The following is a 19,000-nucleotide window of genomic DNA, read 5'->3' on the forward strand; positions in this document are numbered from 1 at the left end:
CCCGCTGGCTGTCCATGTGGGGAATTAAAGGTTACGCTGGCTGGTCTCCTCCATGACCTGACACAACCGAATCATGGCCACCGCTCCCACACAGATGTCAGTCGTCCGCGCCGCCGGCGTGCGGCAGGTGCGACTCGTTTGCGGCATCATCCTGTTCGCCTTTGTGGTCAGTCATTTCCTCAACCACGCGCTCGGCAACATCTCGGTCGATGCCATGGAGGCCGGGGTCTACTACCACACGCTGTTCTGGCAGTTCCTCCCGGTCGCGATCGTGTTCTACACGGCCGCGCTCACCCATATGGGGCTCGGCCTCTACGCGTTGTATCAGCGCCGCCAGTTCCGCTGGCGAACGATCGAGCCGCTCCAGCTCGTGCTCGGCTTGAGCATCCCCGTCCTCGTCATGGGCCACGTCATCGGCGTGCGGCTCGCGCAGACGCTGTACGGGCACGAGAAGCTCTATCCGCAGGAGCTCTATTTGTTCTTCGTGGCGGCGCCGGGTCTGCTCTGGCAGATGACGATCCTGCTTCTCATTGCCTGGGTGCACGGCTGCATCGGCGTCTATTTCTGGCTTCGGCTAAAGCCGTTCTTCACCCGCGCGGCGCCCTATCTGCTCGCGGCCGCCGTGCTGATCCCGACGCTCTCGCTGCTCGGCATCTACCAGGGCGGCCGCAGCGTCGCCGTCGACAGCGACGATGCCGAATGGCGAAAGCAGCATCTCACCCGCCGCCAGGTCGGCACGGTTGCGGAAGGCAACACGCTCGAGCGCATCGCGGGCGGTCTCACCATGGGCTATTTCGGTCTGTTGGGACTGGTGCTGGCGGCGCGCGGCGTGCGCGCCTTGCGCGAACGGCGCGGCGGCATGATCGCGCTGTCCTACGGCAACGGCAAGACGGTGCGGGTCCCCAAGGGCCTGTCGGTGCTGGAGGCGAGCCTGCGCCACAACGTGCCGCACGCCAGCGTCTGCGGCGGCCGCGCCCGCTGCTCGACCTGCCGCATCCGCATCATCGGCGATCATGATGCCCTACCCACTCCGTCGCAGCGCGAGGCTTTCGTGCTCACCCGCGTCGGCACCGCCGATCCCTCGATCAGATTGGCCTGTCAGCTGCGTCCGACCTCCGATCTCTCCTTCTTCCAGCTCTTCGCAGCTCACACGCATGCAACGGACGGAGCCTCGACATCGGCCAGTATCGGCCAGGAGCGCTATCTCGTCAGCCTGTTCGTGGACATGCGCGGCTCGACGCAGCTGGCCGAGAAGCGCCTGCCGTTCGACACGGTCTTCATCGTCAACCGCTTCCTCGGCGCGGTGTCGCAAGCGGTGATCGAGAACGGCGGCCAGCCGAACCAATTCGTCGGCGACGGCATGCTGGCGCTGTTCGGACTCGCGGCCGACCCGCAAACCGCCTGCCGGCAGGCGATGAAGGCAGCCGCGGGAATCGCTGCGCATATCGACGAACTCAACGATCTCCTGAGCCACGATCTGCGCCAGCCGATCCGCTTCGGCATCGGCATCCACGGCGGCGAGGTCATCATCGGCGACATCGGCTATCGCGATCACATCGTCTTCACCGCGCTCGGCGATGCCGTCAACGTCGCCGCCCGCCTGCAGGACATGACCAAGACGCTGGCCTGCGAGGCGATCGTCTCGGACGAAGTCCGCCGTACCGCTGATATTGCCGAGGACGCCCTGCCGCAGCAGGAGGTCGCCATCCGCGGCCGCGACCAGCCGCTCGCGGTGCGGGTGGTGGCGAATGCGAGGGAGCTGGCGGCGCTGGTCGATCGCAGCGAGCGGGTGGCGGCGTGATTCTTTACCTCTCCCCGTAAGAACGGGGCGAGGGAGCGCACCGTCGTCGCAGCCTGCTGCTCGTGAATCTCGTCACGAGCACAACACCGGCCTGCTGCAATGCAGCGGCATGGGCTTGCTGCGAAAGCGCGAATTGACTTCACGCAAATGGTTGCGACAGATGAGCGCAGGATCGTGGTGATGCCCCCCGATCCAACGAGAAGCTCCGGGAGGAGAAAAAATGTTCGATCGACGCGACCTGCTCAAGGGAGCAGGCCTTGCCGCCATGGCGGCCACACTGAATTCCACCAAGGCGCTGGCCCTCGACACCGTGACCCTGCCCTTCACCAATGGCGAACGGCCGCTGGTGAAGTATCCGCAGAAGCGGCCGATGATCGGCCTGACCAGCCGGCCGCCGCAGCTCGAGACCCCGTTTGCGGTGTTCAACGACGGCCCGATCACGCCGAACAACGCGTTCTTCGTGCGCTATCACCTCTCCGACCTGCCCTACGATCTCGACCCCGACAAGTTCACGCTGGAGGTCAAGGGCAAGGTCGACAAGCCGCTGAAATTGTCGCTGAAGGACATCCGCAAGATGAAGGCGACGGAGATCGTCGCCGTCAACCAGTGCTCCGGCAACAGCCGCGGCTTCTTCGAGCCGCGCGTTGCCGGCGGTCAGCTCGCCAACGGCGCGATGGGTTGCGCGCGCTGGCGCGGCGTGCCGCTGAAGAGCGTGCTGGAGATGGCCGGCGTGCAGAGCGGCGCCAGGCAGGTCACCTTCAACGGCATGGACGGACCGGTCAACGACAAGACGCCGGATTTCATCAAGGCACTCGACATCGATCACGCCACTGACGGCGAGGTGATGCTGGCCTATGGCATGAACGGCGAGGACCTGCCGTTCCTCAACGGCTTTCCGCTGCGCCTGATCGTGCCCGGCTATTTCGGCACCTACTGGGTCAAGCACCTCAACGAGATCACCGTCATCGACAACGTCTATGACGGCTTCTGGATGAAGTCGGCCTACCGCATCCCCGACACGCCGAACAATGCAGTCGAGCCGGGCACCGCGCCGAAGGCGACGATCCCGATCAACCGCTTCACCATCCGCTCCTTCATCACCAGCGTCCCCGATGGTGCCAAGCTGAAGGCGGGAGCCGTGACCCTGCGCGGCATCGCGTTCGATGGCGGCAAGGGCATCAAGCAGGTCGACGTCTCCACCGACGGCGGCAAGACCTGGGTCGGCGCCAAGCTCGGCAAGGATCTCGGCAAATACGCCTTCCGCGAATGGAAGCTGCCGGTGAAGCTCGCGGCCGGCAGCCACGAGCTCAAGGTCCGCGCCGCCGGCAATGGCGGTGAGACCCAGCCGGACATGCCGCGCTGGAACCCGGCGGGCTATTTGCGCAACGTCGTCGAAACCGTCCGCGTCAGCGTGGCCTGAAGGAGACTGATCATGCAGCGCATCGTTCTCCTCGCCGTCGCCGCATCGATGGGCTCGTCACTTGCAGCTCCCGTCAATTACAAGACTCCCGACGAGGTCGCCGCCTTCAAGCCCGGTCCCAATCTCGAGGTCGTGCAGGGCAATTGCAGCGCCTGCCATTCGTCCGACTACGTCGCCACGCAGCCGCCGATGAAGGACAAGAGGGCGTTCTGGCAGGCCGAGGTGACCAAGATGATCAAGGTCTATGGCGCACCGATCGACGATGCCGATGTCGGCAAGATCGTCGATTATCTGGCCGCGACCTACTGACGGACGCCGCCACGCGCGCCGGCCATTTGACCGCGAAACGGGCAAAACCGGCAAAAACGCCGCGAAGTTGAGCGGAATTCGGCGAAATGGCGATGTGGTTTGAGCTACCAAGCCTGCCACATTCCGCGTATCCTGTTAGGACCGAACCGGCCGGTTGGCGGGGACTGGCGGTTCGAGATCTCGGAGGAAGACCCGCGGAGAAGTCGTGATGGCTAAAGGTACGGTCAAGTGGTTCAACCCGACGAAGGGTTATGGATTTATCCAGCCTGCGTCGGGTGGCAAGGATGTGTTCGTGCATATCTCGGCAGTGCAGAAGGCCGGTCTGTCGACCCTCAACGAGGGACAGACGGTGGAATATGAAGAGATCGCAAACCGGGGCAAGACCTCCGCGGAAAACCTCAAAGTATAAGCCCGCGCCAGCCTTTGCTGCCTCCCGGATTTGTCCGGGAGCGGGCCAAAAAAATTTAAGAAGACGGCCGGTGCATTCGACGACAGGCGTTGCGATTGCACAAGGATAGCTATTTTTTCCTTGCGAAGACCGCTCATCGAACCACAGCAATGACAATCGCGACTGCACTTCGCTAACCCACCGGCAGCGGTGCGTCGCGCTTGATCTCCTCCATCACCGCATAAGTTCGCGTCTCGCGCACGCCCGGCATCGACAGCAGGGTCTCGCCGAGAAAGCGTCGATAGGCGGTCATGTCCGCAAGCCGCGCCTTCACAAGATAGTCGAAGCCGCCGGCAACCATGTGACACTCCAGCACTTCAGGGGCGAGCCTCACGGCCCGGGCGAACCGCTCGAAATTGTCGGGCGTGGTCTTGTCGAGCAGCACCTCGACGAACACCAGGAGCCCAAGGCCGAGCCGATGCGGGTTGAGCCGCGCGCCATAGCCTTCGACGAAGCCCTCGCGCTGCAGGCGCTTCAGCCGTTCGCCGATCGAGGTCGGCGACAGCCCGATGCGCTCGGCGAGCTCGACATTGGCGATGCGCCCATCCTCCTGCAGGATCGAGAGGATTTTCCGGTCGGTTCGGTCAAGTTCCATAGTTTATATAGCCAAAGGGCTGATCTTCTTCATTTTCTAAGGCAAATCGGCTAGATTGTCTATCGAAGTACGGTCACGCGGGCCTTATCCTGGATTTCAGCCACAGGACACGCCATGCCGAACATTCCGCCCCCCTTCTCCGCCCCTTACGCTCCCGATGATTCCGAGATCGCCGCAAAGCTTCTGCCGGCCTCGCATCTCGCCCCGTCCCATGAGGCCCGGATCGACCGCACCGCGACGCGGCTGATCGAGGCGATTCGCAAGCGCGACGACCGGCTCGGCGGGGTGGAGGACATGCTGCGGGAGTTCGCGCTCTCGACCAAGGAAGGGCTGGCGCTGATGGTGCTGGCGGAAGCGCTGCTGCGCGTGCCCGATGCGCGCACCGCCGACCAGTTCATCGAGGACAAGCTCGGCGAGGGCGATTTCATCCATCACGAGACCAAGTCCACCGCGTTCCTGGTCAACGCCTCGGCCTGGGCGCTCGGCCTGTCGGCGCGGGTGATCCAGCCCGGCGAGACGCCCGACGGCACCATCGGCCGGCTGGTGAAGCGGCTCGGCGCGCCGGCGGTGCGCACCGCGACGCGCCAAGCGATGCGGCTGATGGGCAATCATTTCGTGTTAGGGGAGACCATCGAGCAGGCGCTGGAGCGGGCTCGGCCGCGCTCCGGCCAGAAGCCGCGCTATTCCTTCGACATGCTCGGCGAAGGCGCGCGAACGGCCGCCGATGCCAAGCGCTATTTCGACGCCTATGCCAGCGCGATTGACACGATCGGCAAGGCTTCGGGCAACCATCCCCTGCCCGACCGGCCCGGCATCTCGGTCAAGCTCTCGGCGCTGCATCCGCGCTTCGAGGCGATCAGCCGCGGCCGCGTGATGGCCGAGCTGGTGCCGCTATTGCTGGACCTTGCGCAGCGCGCCAAGGCGCATGACCTCAATTTCACGGTCGATGCCGAGGAGGCTGACCGGCTGGAGCTGTCGCTCGACGTGATCGCAGCGACGCTCGCCGATCCCTCGCTTTCCGGCTGGGACGGATTTGGCCTCGCGATCCAGGCCTATCAGAAGCGCGCCAGCGCAGTGATCGACTATGTCGATGAACTCGCCCGCGCGCACGACCGCAAGCTGATGGTGCGCCTGGTCAAGGGCGCCTATTGGGACACCGAGATCAAGCGCGCGCAGGAGCGCGGGCTCGACGGCTATCCCGTGTTTACGCGCAAAGCGATGACCGATCTGAACTTCGTCGCCTGCGCAACGAAGCTTCTCGCCTTGCGGCCGCGCATCTTTCCGCAATTCGCCACCCACAACGCGTTGACGGTCGCGACCGTGCTGGAGCTCGCAGCAGATGGCGGCGGCTTCGAGTTCCAGCGCCTGCACGGCATGGGCGAAGCGCTCTACGAGCAACTCGCCAAGGATCATCCTGACATCGCCTATCGCACCTATGCGCCGGTCGGCAGCCATCGCGACCTGCTCGCCTATCTGGTGCGGCGGCTGTTGGAGAACGGCGCCAACTCGTCCTTCGTGGCGCAGGCCGCCGATTATCGCGTGCCGGTTTCGGCGCTGCTGCAACGCCCCGCCGATGCCATCGGCCGGCCGCAACAGGCACCTCATGCCAAGATTCCGTTGCCGGCAGATCTGTTCGCTCCGGAGCGGCGCAATTCGCGCGGCGTCGAATTCGGCGAGCGTTCCGCACTCGACCGGCTTCTGACGGACGTGAAGGCCGCGACGGCCGATCTCAAGCCTGTCGCTGATGCCACACCGGATCAGGCCAACGCGGCGATGACGGCTGCGCGCGCCGGCTTTGGCAGCTGGAGCCGGACGCCGGCAGGCACGCGCGCGGCGGCGCTGGAGCAGGCCGCGCATCTCCTGGAAAGCCGCGGTGCCCGCTTCATCGCGCTGCTGCAAGCCGAGGGCGGCAAGACGCTCGACGACGCTTTGTCGGAGCTGCGCGAAGCCGCCGACTTCTGCCGCTACTATGCCGCGCAGGGCCGCAAGCTGTTCGGCGTCGATGCCGCCATGCCCGGCCCGACCGGCGAGAGCAACGCGCTCGCCATGCGCGGCCGCGGCGTCTTCGTCGCGATCTCGCCCTGGAATTTTCCGCTTGCGATCTTCCTTGGCCAAGTGACCGCGGCGCTGATGGCCGGCAACAGCGTGGTGGCGAAACCCGCCGAGCAGACGCCGCGCATCGCGCGCGAGGCGGTCGCCCTGCTGCACGAGGCTGGCATCCCCACAAGCGCGCTGCATCTCATCACCGGCGACGGCCGTATCGGCGCGGCACTGACCGCGCACCCCGATGTCGCCGGAATCGTCTTCACCGGTTCGACCGAGGTGGCACGAGCGATCAACCGGACACTGGCCGCCAAGGATGGGCCGATCGTGCCGCTGATCGCGGAGACCGGCGGCATCAACGCCATGATCGCCGATGCCACCGCGCTGCCCGAGCAGGTCGCCGACGATGTCGTGACCTCTGCGTTCCGCTCCGCAGGCCAGCGCTGCTCGGCGTTGCGGCTCTTGTTCGCGCAGGAGGATGTCGCCGACCGCATGATCGAGATGATCGCGGGCGCCGCGCGCGAACTGAAAATCGGCGATCCTGCAGATGTTTCGACTCATGTCGGTCCAGTGATCGATGATGAAGCCAAGCAGCGCCTCGATGCGCATATCGCGCGGATGAAGCGCGAGGCGCGGCTGCATTTTGCGGGCACCGCGCCGAATGGCTGCTTCGTCGCGCCGCATATCTTCGAGCTCAAGGAGGCCGGTCAGCTCACCGAGGAGGTGTTCGGCCCGATCCTGCATGTCGCGCGCTATCGCGCCGAGAACCTGGCGCGTGTGCTGGAATCCATCGCGCGCACCGGTTACGGGCTCACCTTGGGCATCCATTCGCGCATCGACGACACCATCGAAGCCATCATCGACTGCGTCCAGGTCGGCAACATCTACGTCAACCGCAACATGATCGGCGCCGTGGTCGGCGTGCAGCCGTTCGGCGGCAGCGGCCTGTCCGGAACCGGTCCCAAGGCCGGCGGCCCGCACTACCTCGCGCGCTTTGCCACCGAGCAGACCGTGACGATCAACACGGCTGCGGCCGGCGGCAATGCCGCGTTACTTGCGGGGGAGGAGTGAGGCCCTGCGCCAGGCGCCGTTGCATCCCGGCAAAACATCGGTCTAATGCTCTCATCACCCGCCCGCGCCAATTCCAGCGCGCGGGAAACGACTGAATCGAGGGAGCGACGCCGCGATGGAGAAGGGCATTTTTGCAGGCCTGAAGGTGCTGGACTGCGCGAGCTTCATCGCAGCGCCGGCGGCCGCGACCGTGCTGTCGGATTTCGGCGCCGACGTCATCAAGATCGAGCCGCCCGGCACTGGCGATCCCTATCGCAACCTGCCCAATTTGCCGGGCTATCCATCAGGCGAGCACAATTTCGCCTGGCTGCTGGAGGCGCGCAACAAGAAGAGCATCGCGCTCGACCTGTCGAAGCCGGAGGCGCAGGCCGTGCTCTATAGACTGGTGGCGGAGGCCGACGTCTTCATCACCAACATGCCGCCGCCGGTGCGCACCAAGCTCGGCATCACCTATGACCACCTCGCCCATCTCAACGACCGGCTGATCTACGCCTCCTTCACCGGCTATGGCGAAAAGGGCGAAGAAGCCAACAAGCCCGGCTTCGACAGCAACGCCTATTGGGCGCGCTCCGGCCTGATGGATCTCGTCCGCGCCGACACCGACACCACGCCGGCGCGCTCGGTTGCGGGCATGGGCGATCATCCCTGCGCCATGGCGTTCTACGGCGCGATCGTCACCGCGCTGTATCAGCGCGAGAAGACCGGCAAGGGCTCGCATGTCGCATCCAATCTGATGGCGAACGGGGTGTGGGCGGCGAGCGTGCTTGCGCAGGCAAAACTCTGCGGCGCCAAGTTCGGCGAGCGGCGCCCGCGCGAGCGCGCGCTGAACGCGGTCGCCAGCCATTACCAGTGCAAGGACGGCCGCTGGCTGATCCTGTCGCTGCTGAATGAGGAGAAGCAGTTTCCGACGCTGGCCAAATGCCTCGGCCGCGAGGATCTGATCAACGATCCCCGCTTCGTCACCAAGGCCGACCGTCACGCCCGCTCGGTCGAGCTGATCAGGATCCTGGACGAGACCTTCGCCACCAGGGATCTCGCCGAATGGCGCAAAATCCTCGACGGCAACGGCCTGGTGTTCGGCGTCGTCGCCATCCTGGACGACATTCCCAACGACAAGCAGATGCTCGACAACGAGGTGCTGGTGCCGTTCGAGAACGACACCATGCTGACGATCAATAGCCCGATCTGGATCGATGGCGCCAAGAAGGTGCAGCCGCGCAAGCCGCCGGCCGTCGGCGAGCACAGTGACGAGATTTTGCGCGGCGCGGGATACGACGAGGCGGCGATCAAGCAGCTGCGAGGGTCGGGAGCGGTGGGGTAGAAGCGCGCTCGCTCTAACCTCGTCATTGCGAGCGCAGCGAAGCAATCCAGAGTGTCTCCGCGGACGCATTGCTGGATTGCTTCGCTGCGCTCGCAATGACGGCGAGGGACTATCTCGCTATAACGATCGGCAACACACCCATGCCGCGAGGTCCCATGCCTAGCTACCGCCTGCACTACTTCCCCGAATCCGGCAACAGCTACAAGCTGGCGCTGATGCTGACGCTCTGCGGCGAGACGTTCGAGCCGGTCTGGACCGATTTTGCCGGCGGCGTCACGCGCACGGCCGAGTGGCGCAAGGCCGTGAACGAGATGGGCGAGATTCCCGTGCTCGAGATCGACGGCGTGAAGATGACGCAGACCGCGCCGCTGCTGCTGAAACTGGCCGAGCAATATGGCCGTTTCGGCGCCGAGACGGAGGACGAGAAATTCGAGTTGCTGCGCTGGCTGTTCTGGGACAACCACAAGCTCACCGGCTACATGGCGACCTACCGCTTCATGCGTGCCTTCACCGAGAAGAACGATCCGCAGGTGCTGAAGCATTTCCGCCGGCGGCTCGAGGACTTTCTCGGCATCCTCGATGGCCATCTCCAGCACAATGATTTCGCGATTGGCGCAAGGCCGACAGTCGCGGACATCTCGATGATGGCCTATCTGCATTATCCCAGCGACGAGCATGGCTTCGATTTCGCGTCGAGCCATCCGGCCATCCACGCCTGGCTCGGCCGCATGGCCGCGCTGCCGGGCTGGAAGCCGGCTTACGAGCTGCTGCCGGGAAAACGGATGACGAACTACGCGAAGTGAGGACTTACTTGTCCCCTCTCCCCGCTTGAGGAGGAGTCTCCACGGGGACGGTGATAGCGAGACTCGCGGAGAGTCCCCCTCACCCGCCGCGCTTCGCGCGTCGGCCTCTCCCCGCAAGCGGGGCGAGGCGAACCTGCAGCCCGTTCCGGGATCGTATCGAGAGAGATTTCACCGCAACGCCAGCCAGCCGAACGTGAACAGAATTCCGCCGACGATGACGGCCACCGCGACGGCCCAGATGCTCACGCGGGCGCTGCCGATGACCTGCTTGGCTTCCTCGTTCCGCGCAATCTCGCGATTGCGCGCCTTGTTGGCTCCGCCGGTATCCGTCATGGGTCATCCAAATCGCTTGAGACTTTATCTTGCGCGTGATCCTTCGGAAAGCCGCTCCACACTTTTCCTGGACCACGCACTAACGCGTCTTGATGAAGCACATGCCGACGCGGCGCGAGGCCGCGGCAGCCTGACAGGTCAGACCGTTGGCACAGCTCCATGACGTAAAACTCCTGTCGGGCGTTCCCGATCCCGGATCTTGCAGGGAACAATGCGCGCCCCAGCCGTCCTGATATTCGCTGCCGGCCAGCTCGCTTCTGCCGCGGGTCTGTGGCCGGCTGGCAAATCCGCGTGAGAAATCAGGGGTTTTTCCGGCCGCGAACGCGGTCAGGATGTCGCGGCGGCGGAGTTGGTCGCCGAAGAAGTGCGGCGAGGCCGCCACGATGGCGGCATTCGACGGTCTGTCCGCAAGCCAATCGACGCCCGGGAAATGGAAGCCGCCGATGCCACGGGTCTGGTGACAGCCGGCGCAGGTGACGTCGTTGAGACGGCGCTGGAAGCCTGCGACCGAACGGACGTTCTGCATGTCGAGGCCGCGTGCCGCGGCCTGCTTCAGCGCGCCGACCACGTCATTGTCGGTGAAGACGGGATCGCCTTTGCCCTCCCCCTGCATCAAGCCGAACTCCGGCTGCAAGGCTGAGGCGTCAAGGCCGGCGGGGGTCGGCACAATTGCGGACCTAGCCAGGAATTTCTCGGGGATCAACACCGTGCCACGATCGAATTCGCGCAAGTTCTCGGGCGCGAGCAGCCAGGCCTTGAAGTCGCGCCGCAGTGCATCGTCGGCAAGGATGCGGTCGCGGTCGATCTGGTTCTCCAGCGTCGATTCCTCGAACGTCCTGGTGGCGGCGTCGTACTTGAACGTCTTGAGAAGATAATCGGAGCGGAAATCGTGCAGCGCCGATTTCGGCGCGACCGAGACCTGGATGTTGGTCTCGATGCGGTCGAGCATGGCGTCGTCAGGCGGGAAGCGGCTGCCGATCAAGCCTTGCCAGTCGCCATTGTCGAGCCAGCGCCGCGCGATCTCGGCGCAGCTGATCGGCTTGCCCCTCGCATCCGTCTGGCGCCCATCGCGCGCCTTCATCACGAGGTTGAATGTCATCGGCAGGCGCGTTGCGGTCTTGCCGCCATTCGGCCCGCTGTCGAAGCGCGCCAGACGATAGATCAGCCGGATCTCGCCACAGGACTCCTCCGAGACATAGGCACGGTCCATGCGATTGACGATGCCAGCCAGCACGAAGCGCGCATCACGCGATTTCAAGCTCGCTAGGTCGAACAATTGCGCATCAAAGCCCTCGCCGACGCCGATGGTCTCGCCCGGGTAGGTCGCCTTGTACCAGGCAATATAGCGTTCGAATTCCGCATCGATCGCCGGCAGAACCGGCTTCAGCTGCGGCAGCGAGGCGAACATCAGCTCGGTCGTGAGCGGGACGCCCGAATTCCGCTCCGGCGACAAAAGACGCGAGATCGTCAGCGTGTTGTTCTGGTCGAGCTTGCGCAGGAGATCGGGATCGGTGATCGCGGTGCCGCGCGTCAGCGCGGTGCTCTCCGCTGCCAAGAGCGAAACGACACCGCCCAGCAATGCGGCGGCAGCAACGAGAATTCGCAAGGCGCGGCCCATGCCTGAGGTAACACCGCGCAAGCATGCCTATTCAAGCGAAAAGGCGCTTCACATCGCGGTGAAGCGCCTCTTCGAAAGTCGGATATCGGACGCTCAGCGTCCGACGATCAGCCCCCTTGAGGTGACGACCACCCAGCGGCCATCCTGGCGGCGGATCGCATCAACACGGCCGACGCCGGGGATGGGATCGCCGGGATAGACCTCATAGAGCCCGTCGCGACCCTCGATCAGCGCGCCGCCGTTGCTGGCGTTGCGCAGCCGCCAGCCTTCAATCGTCGGCAGACGTCCGACTTCGGTCTTGGGCGCTGCGCCGACCGGGCCGGTGCGGCCGCGGCGGTCGCGAGCTGAGTCTGGGGCTGGGTCGGCGCGATCGAGCCGGTGGTCTCCTTGGACGCCGCTGCTGCGGCCTGCGCGGGCGCGGCGGGCGGCGTGGCGCGGAGCTTGTCGACGGCCTCGGACAGCTTTGCGATCCTGGCCAGCGGCTCGGCCTGCGCCTTTTCGAGCTTGTCCAGGCGGTCGTTGGCCCGGTTGAACTGGGTGAGGCCGGTCTTCGAGCTCTGCTCGACATTGGCCTTCAGGGCGACGAGGTCGGCATCGATCCGCGCCACGGACGCATCCAGCGCGCTGGTATCGGCGACTTGGACCGGAGCGACTTGGAGCGGAGCCGGGGCGGGTGCGGCGAAACGCATCATGCCGGCGGTCGCAAGCGCGCCGCTGATCGCGCCGACGCTGGCGGCAATCGCCACCACCGCGGCCATCGCCGACAGCCGGCGCTTGCTGCCGGACTCGCGCGGCTCGTCCGCCTTCCCATGCGGGGCGAACTCCTCGCGCTCCCAGCGGTCGGCGGGCGGCATGACCATGAGCTTGCCGTGCTTCGGCTCGGGCTTGGCCTCAGCTTTGGCGTCAGTCTTGGCCTCAGTCTTGGCCTCAAACTTCGGCACTTCGATCCGCGGCGGCTCAATCTTCGGGGCGTCCGCCTTGACCGGATCGGGCTTGGGCGGCGCTTCGTGATCGGGGGCGATCGAGGGGGCCTCGATACCGGCGGCAGCCTCGATGGCCTGCGGTGCTGCGGCGTCGATGGCAGCGGCATCGTGGGCAGCCTGCTCGGGCATTGGTTCGCTCACGGCTCAAATACTCCAGTCTCGGTTGACCTTTTGGTAACTTTCATTGCTTGCGAAATCCTTACCTCGGGACCCGCTTACCTAAATTTTAGGAATTCATCCGGGGCCGAATTGGGCCGGGAACGTGGAACCGGTGTGGCGGGCGTGAAACAATTTGTAATCGGGGGAAGATGAACGGCGGCGGAATGGTCTTCCTCCAGAGCGACAGTGCGACGGAGTGAGCGGCGCCCGCTCCGTCCACATCACTGTCCCTCACATCACCACCGGGGCATCCGGCAACTCGTTCGCATGCGGCCCCTGCTTCGGAAAATGCTTTGCCATTTCGCGCGACACGGCCTCGATGCCGCTGATCACGCCGCGTTCGAACCGGCCCGATCTGAACTCGGCCTCCATCGCGCGGCAGATCGTCTCCCAACCCTCCGCGCCGACCTTCGCGTCGATGCCTCGATCGGCGATGATCTCGACGTCGCGGTCGGCGAGCAGGAGATAGATCAGAACGCCATTGTTATGGGCGGTGTCCCAGATACGCAGATGCGAGAACACATCGAGGGCGCGCGCGCGGGCCGGCTGGTTGCGGAACAGCGGACCGCCGTCGAGCGCCCCTTCGACGACAAAGCGGACCTGGCCGGAATGGGTGGCTTCGGCGCGCTTGATCGCCTGCTCGATGCGATCGAGCACCGCTTGCGGAAAGATCTGCTTCGCCCGCCAATGATGCTGCACGAGATGTCGGGCAATGCGCTTGATGCTCATGATCGCTACCAGCTCCCCGAGGCGCCGCCGCCGCCGAAACTGCCGCCGCCGCCGCTGAAGCCGCCGCTACTCGACGATCCGCTGCTCCATCCGCCGGAGGAGCCGCTCGACCACGAGCCGCCGCGCGAACGACCCGTGCCTGGCGTGATCGCCGAAAACAGATCGGCGATAAATCCGACGATGAAGCCGAGGATGCCGACAGCCGCCGCGAGCGCCGCGGAGCCGAGAATGAGCCAAGTTACCGCTGCGATGATGCCCCCGGTCACCAATGATCCGAGCAGCCGCCCCAGGATGGCGCGGAAGAACCCGCCGACGCCGATCGAGGCAAACAGCGCCACCGCAAACACTGGCGCCAGATCATCCAGATTATTGTGGGCGAAGTTGACGCTGCGCGAGGGTGACGGCAGCGGCTCGCCATCGATCACCCGCAACATGCGGTCGACGCCTGCGCTGATGCCCGCAGCGAAATCGCCGCTTCTGAATTTCGGGGTGATAGCCTCGTCGATGATGCGCCGGGAGGTGACGTCGGTGAGCGCGCCCTCGAGACCGTAGCCGACCTCGATGCGCAAATGCCGGTCGTTCTTGGCGACGACGAGAATCGCGCCGTCGTCGACCTTCTTGCGGCCGATCTTCCAAGCCTCCGCGACCCGGATCGAGAATTGCTCGATCGTCTCCGGCTGCGTGGTCGGGACGATCAGCACGGCGATCTGGCTGCCCTTGCGGTTCTCGAAGTCGCGCAGCTTTTGCGTGAGCGCGGCGATGTCGCCGCTGGAGAGCGTGCCGGTCTGATCGACGACACGGCCGGTGAGCTGGGGGACGACGACGTCGGCGTGGGCGGGGAAGGCAAAGATGAGGAAGAGTGCTGCAACGATGACCGCGCACCACACCCTCGCCGTCATCGCCAGGCTTGCCGCCTTCGCTGAAGCTGCGGCGCGCCGAGCACCCGTGTAAGCCTCGGCGTAGCCTTGGCGAAGCCGGGACCGGGCGATCCAGTATTCCAGAGACGCCTGTGGCATATGGAGAGGCCGCGGCGTACTGGATTCCCCGCTTTCGCGGGGAATGACAGTGGTGGGTGGGACGCGCATCGGGGCCGAACGCGACTACTTCGACGGCGCCGGCGCCGGATTGAAGTCCACCTTCGGCGCGGTCGAGATCGCCTTCTCGTTCTCGACCGAGAAGTTCGGCTTCTCCTTGTAGCCGAACGCCATCGCGGTGAGATTGGTCGGGAACGAGCGGACAGTGACGTTATAATCCTGCACCGCCTTGATGTAGCGGTTGCGCGCCACCGTGATGCGGTTCTCGGTGCCCTCGAGCTGCGACATCAAATCCTTGAACAGGGCGTCGGACTTCAGCTGCGGATAGTTCTCGGTCACGACCAGCAGGCGCGACAGCGCGCTGGAAAGCTCGCCCTGGGCGGCCTGGAATTTCTGGAACGCGGCGGGATCGTTCAGCACCTCCGGCGTCGCCTGGATGCTGCCGACCTTGGCGCGGGCATTGGTGACGCCGAGCAGCACGTCCTTCTCCTGCTGGGCAAAGCCCTTCACCGAGTTGACGAGATTGGGCACGAGATCGGCGCGGCGCTGATACTGGTTCACCACCTCGGACCAGGCGGACTTGATCTGCTCGTCCTCGCTCTGGATCGCGTTGTAGCCGCAATTGGTCAGGCTCAGCGAGGCCAGGGCGGCCAGCACGGTCAGGATCTTGCGCATCAAATTTCTCCCGGTGGAATCCTGTGATTCAATATCAGATAGCGATCACACGCTGCTAGCTTCCGCGTCATTCCGGGGCGCGAAGCGAACCCGGAATCTCGAGATTCCGGGTCTGGTCCTTCGGACCATCCCGGAATGACTGCGGCGAATGGGGTGCCCCAGCCGGCTGACGCAAGCCTCTTGCCTCGCACCGGCCGACATAGTCAACTCCGGCAAAACAAGAGCGGAAACACCAGGGGGAACGCGATGTCCTCGTTCGAGACCATCCTCGTGGAACGGCCGGAGCCGGCGATCGTCCGTGTCGTGATGAACCGGCCCGAGGCGCGCAACGCGCAGAACCTGCAAATGACCTACGACCTCAACGCCGCCTTCGATGCGGCAGTGCAGGACGATGCGGTCAAGGTGATCATTCTCGCCGGCAACGGCCCGCACTTCTCTTCTGGCCACGACCTGCGCCCCGGAGACAAGAATACCGCTGGGGTCGATTTCCCGCCGATCGGAAATTGGGGCGGTTTCGCCGAGCCGAACGCCCATGGCCGGTTCGCCCGCGAGCAGGAGATATATCTCCAGATCACGCGGCGCTGGCGCAATCTGGCAAAGCCCACCATTGCCGAGGTGCATGGCAAGTGCATCGCCGGCGGGCTGATGCTGGCCTGGGCCTGCGACCTCATCGTTGCCAGCGACGATGCGCAGTTCTGCGATCCCGTCGTCACCATGGGCGTGTGCGGCGTCGAATGGTTCGTGCATCCCTGGGAGCTGGGTGCACGCAAGGCCAAGGAGTTCCTGTTCACCGCCGACAGCTGGAGCGCGCAGGAGGCGCACCAGCTCGGCATGGTCAACCAAATCGTGCCGCGCGCCGAGCTCTCGTCGCGCGTGCTGGAGCTGGCGCGAAGGATCGCGACAAAACCATCCTTCGCGCTGAAGCTGACCAAGGAGGCGGTCAACCGCTCGGTCGATGTCATGGGCCAGCCGGCCGCGATCGACCAGGCCTTCGCGCTGCATCAGCTCTGCCACGCGCACAATCTCCAGGAGTTCGGCATGATCGTCGATCCATCCGGCCTGCATCCCTCCGTGCGCAGGCCGCCCGCCGCCGCGGAGTAGACGCGATGGATCTCAATCTCAGTGACGAGCAAAAGTTGCTGCGCGAGAGCGCGGAACGATTCGTGGCCGAGAGCTACGATGCCGAGCACCGCCGCAGAATCGCGAACGATCCGCTCGGCTTCAGCCCGGCCGTTTGGAAGCAGTTCGCCGAGCTCGGCTGGCTGGCACTGCCGCTTCCGGAAGAGTTCGGCGGGCTCGGCGGCGGCGCGGTCGATATCGGCATCTTGATGGAGGCCTTCGGCCGGGGCCTGGTTTCTGAGCCTTATGTCGCAACCGTCGTGCTCGGGGCCGCGCTGATCGCCAGATGCGGCACCAGCGAGCAGAAGCAGGCGAGCCTGCCCAAGGTGGCGGAAGGATCACTGAAGCTTGCGCTGGCGCATTCGGAGCGCGCCGCCCGGTTCGATCTTGCCAAGGTCACGACCAGCGCCAACAAGACCGGACAAGGCTGGCGCCTTTCCGGCAGCAAGATCGCCGTGCTCGACGGACATGCCGCCGATGCGATCATCGTCTCCGCCCATATCCACGATCATCAGGGCCCCTCGGGGCGGATCGGCCTGTTCCTCGTGCAGGCGACGACGCCGGGTCTCGTCATCAGTGATTATCCGCGTCTCGGCGGCGGACGCGCCTGCAACATCGAGCTGTTCGACGCGCATCTGCCGGAAGACGCCCTGCTCGGCGACGGCAGCGACGCCGTGCCCGCGATCGAATGGGCGATTGATCGCGCCATGGCCGCGCTAGGTGCGGAAGCTGTCGGCATCATGCAGACGCTGCTCGACACCACGCTCGACTACACCAAGATCCGAAAACAATTCGGCCGGCCGCTCTCCGCCAACCAGGTGATCCGCCACCGCCTCGCCGACATGGCGATGCAGGTGGACGAGGCGCGCTCGATGGCGCTGCGGGCTGCGTTGAAGGCCGATAGCGCGCCGATCGAGCGTGCCCGGGCAGCCTCGGGCGCGAAGGCGAAGATCGGCAAATGCGCGCGCTTCGTCGGCGAGCAGTCGATCCAGCTCCATGGCGGCATGGGTGTCACCGAGGAGCTCGAGGTCGGCGCCTATTTCAAGCGGCTGGTCGCCTTCGACACGCTGTTCGGCGGCAGCGCCCATCACTATGCCCGCCACGCCGAGCTGAGCCGCAGGGCCATCTCTGCTTAACAAGGAGCGCATCATGGACCTGTCGTTCAATGCCGAGGAGCGCGCCTTCCAGAGCGAGGTGCGCGGCTTCATTGCCAAGAATCTCACCGAGGAAATGAAGCGCGCGACCGCGCTGACGCCATCGGTGTTCTCCGACCCCGACATCGGCATGGCCTGGCAGCGCGCGCTGCACGCCCAAGGCTGGGGCGCGCCGGGCTGGCCGGTCGAATATGGCGGCCCCGACTGGACACCGGCGCAGCGCTGGATCTTCGAGACGGAGTGCGCCCGCGCCGGCGTGCCCAACGTCAACGTGATGGGCGTGAAGATGGTCGGGCCCGTCATCATCGGCTTCGGCAGCCCCGAGCAGAAGAATTTCTACCTGCCGCGGATTCTCTCCGGCGAGGATTATTGGTGCCAGGGCTATTCCGAGCCGGGCTCCGGCTCAGATCTGTCGTCCCTCAAGACGCGCGCGGTGCGCGACGGCGACGATTACATCATCAACGGCACCAAAATCTGGACCACGCACGCGCATCACGCCAACCGCATGTTCGCGCTGGTGCGCACCAGCGACGGCCCGCGGCAGCAGGACGGCATCAGCTTCATCCTGATCGACATGAAGACGCCAGGCATCACCATCCGTCCCATCCTCACCATCGGCGGCGACCACGAGGTCAACCAGGTGTTCTTCGACGACGTCCGCGTGCCCGTCGCAAATCGCGTCGGCGAGGAAGGCAAGGGCTGGACCTACGGCAAATATCTGCTCGAGTTCGAGCGCGGCGCGGGCATCGCCTCGGCCAAGCTGCGCGAAGGATTGAAGGCGATTGCCGATCTTGCCGAGTCCGACCTCACGGGCCGCGCCATCGACAGCCCCGACATCGCGACGCGGATTGCCGAGGTCGAGGTCGACATCGACGCGCTCGAGATGACGGAGCTGCGCGTGCTCTCGGCACTGCAGACCGGCCAAAATCCCGGCGCGGTGTCGTCGATCCTGAAGCTGCGCAACAGCGAGATCCGCCAGGCCGTGACGCGGTTAGGAGCCGACGTGATCGGCCACGACGCCCTCGCCGTCGAGCCGATGCGGCCGCTCTACAAGCTCAACCACGAGCCCGCGATCCCTGAGGAGATGCTGACGGTGATGCCAGAATATCTCAACGGCCGTGCCTACACCATCTTTGGCGGCACCTCGGAGATCCAGCGCGATATCATCGCGAAGATGATGCTGGGGATTTAGGCGAGCTGGCGCGACATACTCGGTGTCGTCCCCGCGAAGGCGGGGACCCATAACCACAAGCGGACGTGGTTACGGAGACCCGGAGTTACCAATTTGGCAATAACCACTCCCTGTGGTTATGGGTCCCGGGCTCGCGCTTTGCGCGCCCCGGGACGACGAGCTGAGTTTGGCGCAATAGCCTGCGCAACAGCTA

16 protein-coding genes and 1 pseudogene are annotated in these 19,000 nt (G+C 65.1%); 10 read left to right on the forward strand and 7 right to left on the reverse strand.

Features of this window, described 5'->3' with window-relative positions; translation table 11 throughout:
* Positions 1-73 precede the first annotated feature (73 nt).
* The 4 genes from P0R31_RS30965 (at position 74) to P0R31_RS30980 (ending at position 3,939) form a co-directional block, all read left to right on the forward strand.
* A complete protein-coding gene (locus P0R31_RS30965; protein ID WP_275518321.1) occupies positions 74-1,801 on the forward strand; it encodes an adenylate/guanylate cyclase domain-containing protein in 1,728 nt (575 codons plus the stop codon).
* 220 nt (positions 1,802-2,021) lie between these two features.
* Positions 2,022-3,221, forward strand: a complete 1,200-nt coding sequence (locus tag P0R31_RS30970) for a molybdopterin-dependent oxidoreductase (RefSeq protein WP_275518324.1) — start codon at positions 2,022-2,024, stop codon at positions 3,219-3,221.
* 12 nt (positions 3,222-3,233) lie between these two features.
* A complete protein-coding gene (locus P0R31_RS30975) occupies positions 3,234-3,530 on the forward strand; it encodes a cytochrome c (RefSeq protein ID WP_275518325.1) in 297 nt (98 codons plus the stop codon).
* A 208-nt stretch (positions 3,531-3,738) separates the two neighbouring features.
* Positions 3,739-3,939 carry a cold-shock protein gene (locus P0R31_RS30980; RefSeq protein WP_008563500.1) on the forward strand — a complete coding sequence of 67 codons (201 nt, stop codon included), beginning with the start codon at positions 3,739-3,741 and terminating at the stop codon, positions 3,937-3,939.
* A gap of 172 nt (positions 3,940-4,111) precedes the next feature.
* Here P0R31_RS30980 and P0R31_RS30985 read toward each other — a convergent pair whose 3' ends face one another.
* The gene (locus P0R31_RS30985) at positions 4,112-4,573 is read right to left on the reverse strand and encodes an Lrp/AsnC ligand binding domain-containing protein (RefSeq protein WP_036009699.1); all 462 of its coding nucleotides are present in this window, start codon (positions 4,571-4,573) and stop codon (positions 4,112-4,114) included.
* 114 nt (positions 4,574-4,687) lie between these two features.
* Between P0R31_RS30985 and putA the strand changes: the two genes are divergently transcribed.
* The 3 genes from putA to P0R31_RS31000 all read left to right on the forward strand — a co-directional run bounded on the left by putA (position 4,688) and on the right by P0R31_RS31000 (position 9,811).
* Positions 4,688-7,687 carry a bifunctional proline dehydrogenase/L-glutamate gamma-semialdehyde dehydrogenase PutA gene (gene putA, locus P0R31_RS30990; RefSeq protein WP_275518327.1) on the forward strand — a complete coding sequence of 1,000 codons (3,000 nt, stop codon included), beginning with the start codon at positions 4,688-4,690 and terminating at the stop codon, positions 7,685-7,687.
* 115 nt (positions 7,688-7,802) lie between these two features.
* On the forward strand, positions 7,803-9,008 hold the full coding sequence (locus P0R31_RS30995) for a CaiB/BaiF CoA transferase family protein (RefSeq protein ID WP_275518328.1): 1,206 nt from the start codon (positions 7,803-7,805) through the stop codon (positions 9,006-9,008).
* 155 nt (positions 9,009-9,163) lie between these two features.
* On the forward strand, positions 9,164-9,811 hold the full coding sequence (locus tag P0R31_RS31000; RefSeq protein WP_275518329.1) for a glutathione S-transferase family protein: 648 nt from the start codon (positions 9,164-9,166) through the stop codon (positions 9,809-9,811).
* Between the two features lie 168 nt (positions 9,812-9,979).
* On the opposite strand, the gene P0R31_RS31005 is transcribed toward P0R31_RS31000, so the two are convergent.
* The 6 genes and pseudogenes from P0R31_RS31005 to P0R31_RS31030 form a co-directional block, all read right to left on the reverse strand.
* On the reverse strand, positions 9,980-10,144 hold the full coding sequence (locus tag P0R31_RS31005) for a hypothetical protein (RefSeq protein ID WP_275518330.1): 165 nt from the start codon (positions 10,142-10,144) through the stop codon (positions 9,980-9,982).
* Positions 10,145-10,223: 79 nt separating this feature from the next.
* Positions 10,224-11,762 (reverse strand): hypothetical protein, encoded by a 1,539-nt coding sequence (locus P0R31_RS31010; RefSeq protein ID WP_275518374.1) that lies wholly within the window; start codon positions 11,760-11,762, stop codon positions 10,224-10,226.
* Positions 11,763-11,855: 93 nt separating this feature from the next.
* A pseudogene (locus P0R31_RS31015) lies at positions 11,856-12,874 on the reverse strand (hypothetical protein).
* Between the two features lie 261 nt (positions 12,875-13,135).
* Positions 13,136-13,633 (reverse strand): TPM domain-containing protein, encoded by a 498-nt coding sequence (locus tag P0R31_RS31020; protein WP_275518331.1) that lies wholly within the window; start codon positions 13,631-13,633, stop codon positions 13,136-13,138.
* Positions 13,634-13,638: 5 nt separating this feature from the next.
* Positions 13,639-14,532 carry a TPM domain-containing protein gene (locus tag P0R31_RS31025; protein ID WP_275518332.1) on the reverse strand — a complete coding sequence of 298 codons (894 nt, stop codon included), beginning with the start codon at positions 14,530-14,532 and terminating at the stop codon, positions 13,639-13,641.
* Between the two features lie 201 nt (positions 14,533-14,733).
* Complete coding sequence (locus tag P0R31_RS31030) at positions 14,734-15,342, reverse strand: LemA family protein (protein WP_275518333.1); 609 nt, start codon at positions 15,340-15,342, stop codon at positions 14,734-14,736.
* A gap of 246 nt (positions 15,343-15,588) precedes the next feature.
* On the opposite strand from P0R31_RS31030, the gene P0R31_RS31035 reads away from it, so the two are divergent.
* From P0R31_RS31035 to P0R31_RS31045, 3 genes are read left to right on the forward strand one after another with little or no spacing between them, the layout of a single operon-like run.
* Positions 15,589-16,443: an enoyl-CoA hydratase gene (locus P0R31_RS31035; protein ID WP_275518334.1), complete on the forward strand. Its 855-nt coding sequence runs from the start codon at positions 15,589-15,591 to the stop codon at positions 16,441-16,443.
* Positions 16,444-16,448: 5 nt separating this feature from the next.
* On the forward strand, positions 16,449-17,597 hold the full coding sequence (locus P0R31_RS31040) for an acyl-CoA dehydrogenase family protein (protein ID WP_275518335.1): 1,149 nt from the start codon (positions 16,449-16,451) through the stop codon (positions 17,595-17,597).
* 13 nt (positions 17,598-17,610) lie between these two features.
* The gene (locus P0R31_RS31045) at positions 17,611-18,807 is read left to right on the forward strand and encodes an acyl-CoA dehydrogenase family protein (protein ID WP_128264018.1); all 1,197 of its coding nucleotides are present in this window, start codon (positions 17,611-17,613) and stop codon (positions 18,805-18,807) included.
* Positions 18,808-19,000: the final 193 nt, after the last annotated feature.

The sequence above is a fragment of the Bradyrhizobium yuanmingense genome (genome assembly GCF_029167105.1).
GTDB lineage: Bacteria > Pseudomonadota > Alphaproteobacteria > Rhizobiales > Xanthobacteraceae > Bradyrhizobium > Bradyrhizobium yuanmingense_A.

Excerpts from the sequence above, each read along its gene's own strand:
- P0R31_RS30965 (WP_275518321.1), top strand. The coding sequence starts at position 74 with ATGGCCACCGCTCCCACACAGATGTCAGTCGTCCGCGCCGCCGGCGTG.
- P0R31_RS30970 (WP_275518324.1), top strand. The coding sequence starts at position 2,022 with ATGTTCGATCGACGCGACCTGCTCAAGGGAGCAGGCCTTGCCGCCATG.
- P0R31_RS30975 (WP_275518325.1), top strand. The coding sequence starts at position 3,234 with ATGCAGCGCATCGTTCTCCTCGCCGTCGCCGCATCGATGGGCTCGTCA.
- P0R31_RS30980 (WP_008563500.1), top strand. The coding sequence starts at position 3,739 with ATGGCTAAAGGTACGGTCAAGTGGTTCAACCCGACGAAGGGTTATGGA.
- P0R31_RS30985 (WP_036009699.1), bottom strand. The coding sequence starts at position 4,573 with ATGGAACTTGACCGAACCGACCGGAAAATCCTCTCGATCCTGCAGGAG.
- putA (WP_275518327.1), top strand. The coding sequence starts at position 4,688 with ATGCCGAACATTCCGCCCCCCTTCTCCGCCCCTTACGCTCCCGATGAT.
- P0R31_RS30995 (WP_275518328.1), top strand. The coding sequence starts at position 7,803 with ATGGAGAAGGGCATTTTTGCAGGCCTGAAGGTGCTGGACTGCGCGAGC.
- P0R31_RS31000 (WP_275518329.1), top strand. The coding sequence starts at position 9,164 with ATGCCTAGCTACCGCCTGCACTACTTCCCCGAATCCGGCAACAGCTAC.
- P0R31_RS31005 (WP_275518330.1), bottom strand. The coding sequence starts at position 10,144 with ATGACGGATACCGGCGGAGCCAACAAGGCGCGCAATCGCGAGATTGCG.
- P0R31_RS31010 (WP_275518374.1), bottom strand. The coding sequence starts at position 11,762 with ATGGGCCGCGCCTTGCGAATTCTCGTTGCTGCCGCCGCATTGCTGGGC.
- P0R31_RS31020 (WP_275518331.1), bottom strand. The coding sequence starts at position 13,633 with ATGAGCATCAAGCGCATTGCCCGACATCTCGTGCAGCATCATTGGCGG.
- P0R31_RS31025 (WP_275518332.1), bottom strand. The coding sequence starts at position 14,532 with ATGACGGCGAGGGTGTGGTGCGCGGTCATCGTTGCAGCACTCTTCCTC.
- P0R31_RS31030 (WP_275518333.1), bottom strand. The coding sequence starts at position 15,342 with ATGCGCAAGATCCTGACCGTGCTGGCCGCCCTGGCCTCGCTGAGCCTG.
- P0R31_RS31035 (WP_275518334.1), top strand. The coding sequence starts at position 15,589 with ATGTCCTCGTTCGAGACCATCCTCGTGGAACGGCCGGAGCCGGCGATC.
- P0R31_RS31040 (WP_275518335.1), top strand. The coding sequence starts at position 16,449 with ATGGATCTCAATCTCAGTGACGAGCAAAAGTTGCTGCGCGAGAGCGCG.
- P0R31_RS31045 (WP_128264018.1), top strand. The coding sequence starts at position 17,611 with ATGGACCTGTCGTTCAATGCCGAGGAGCGCGCCTTCCAGAGCGAGGTG.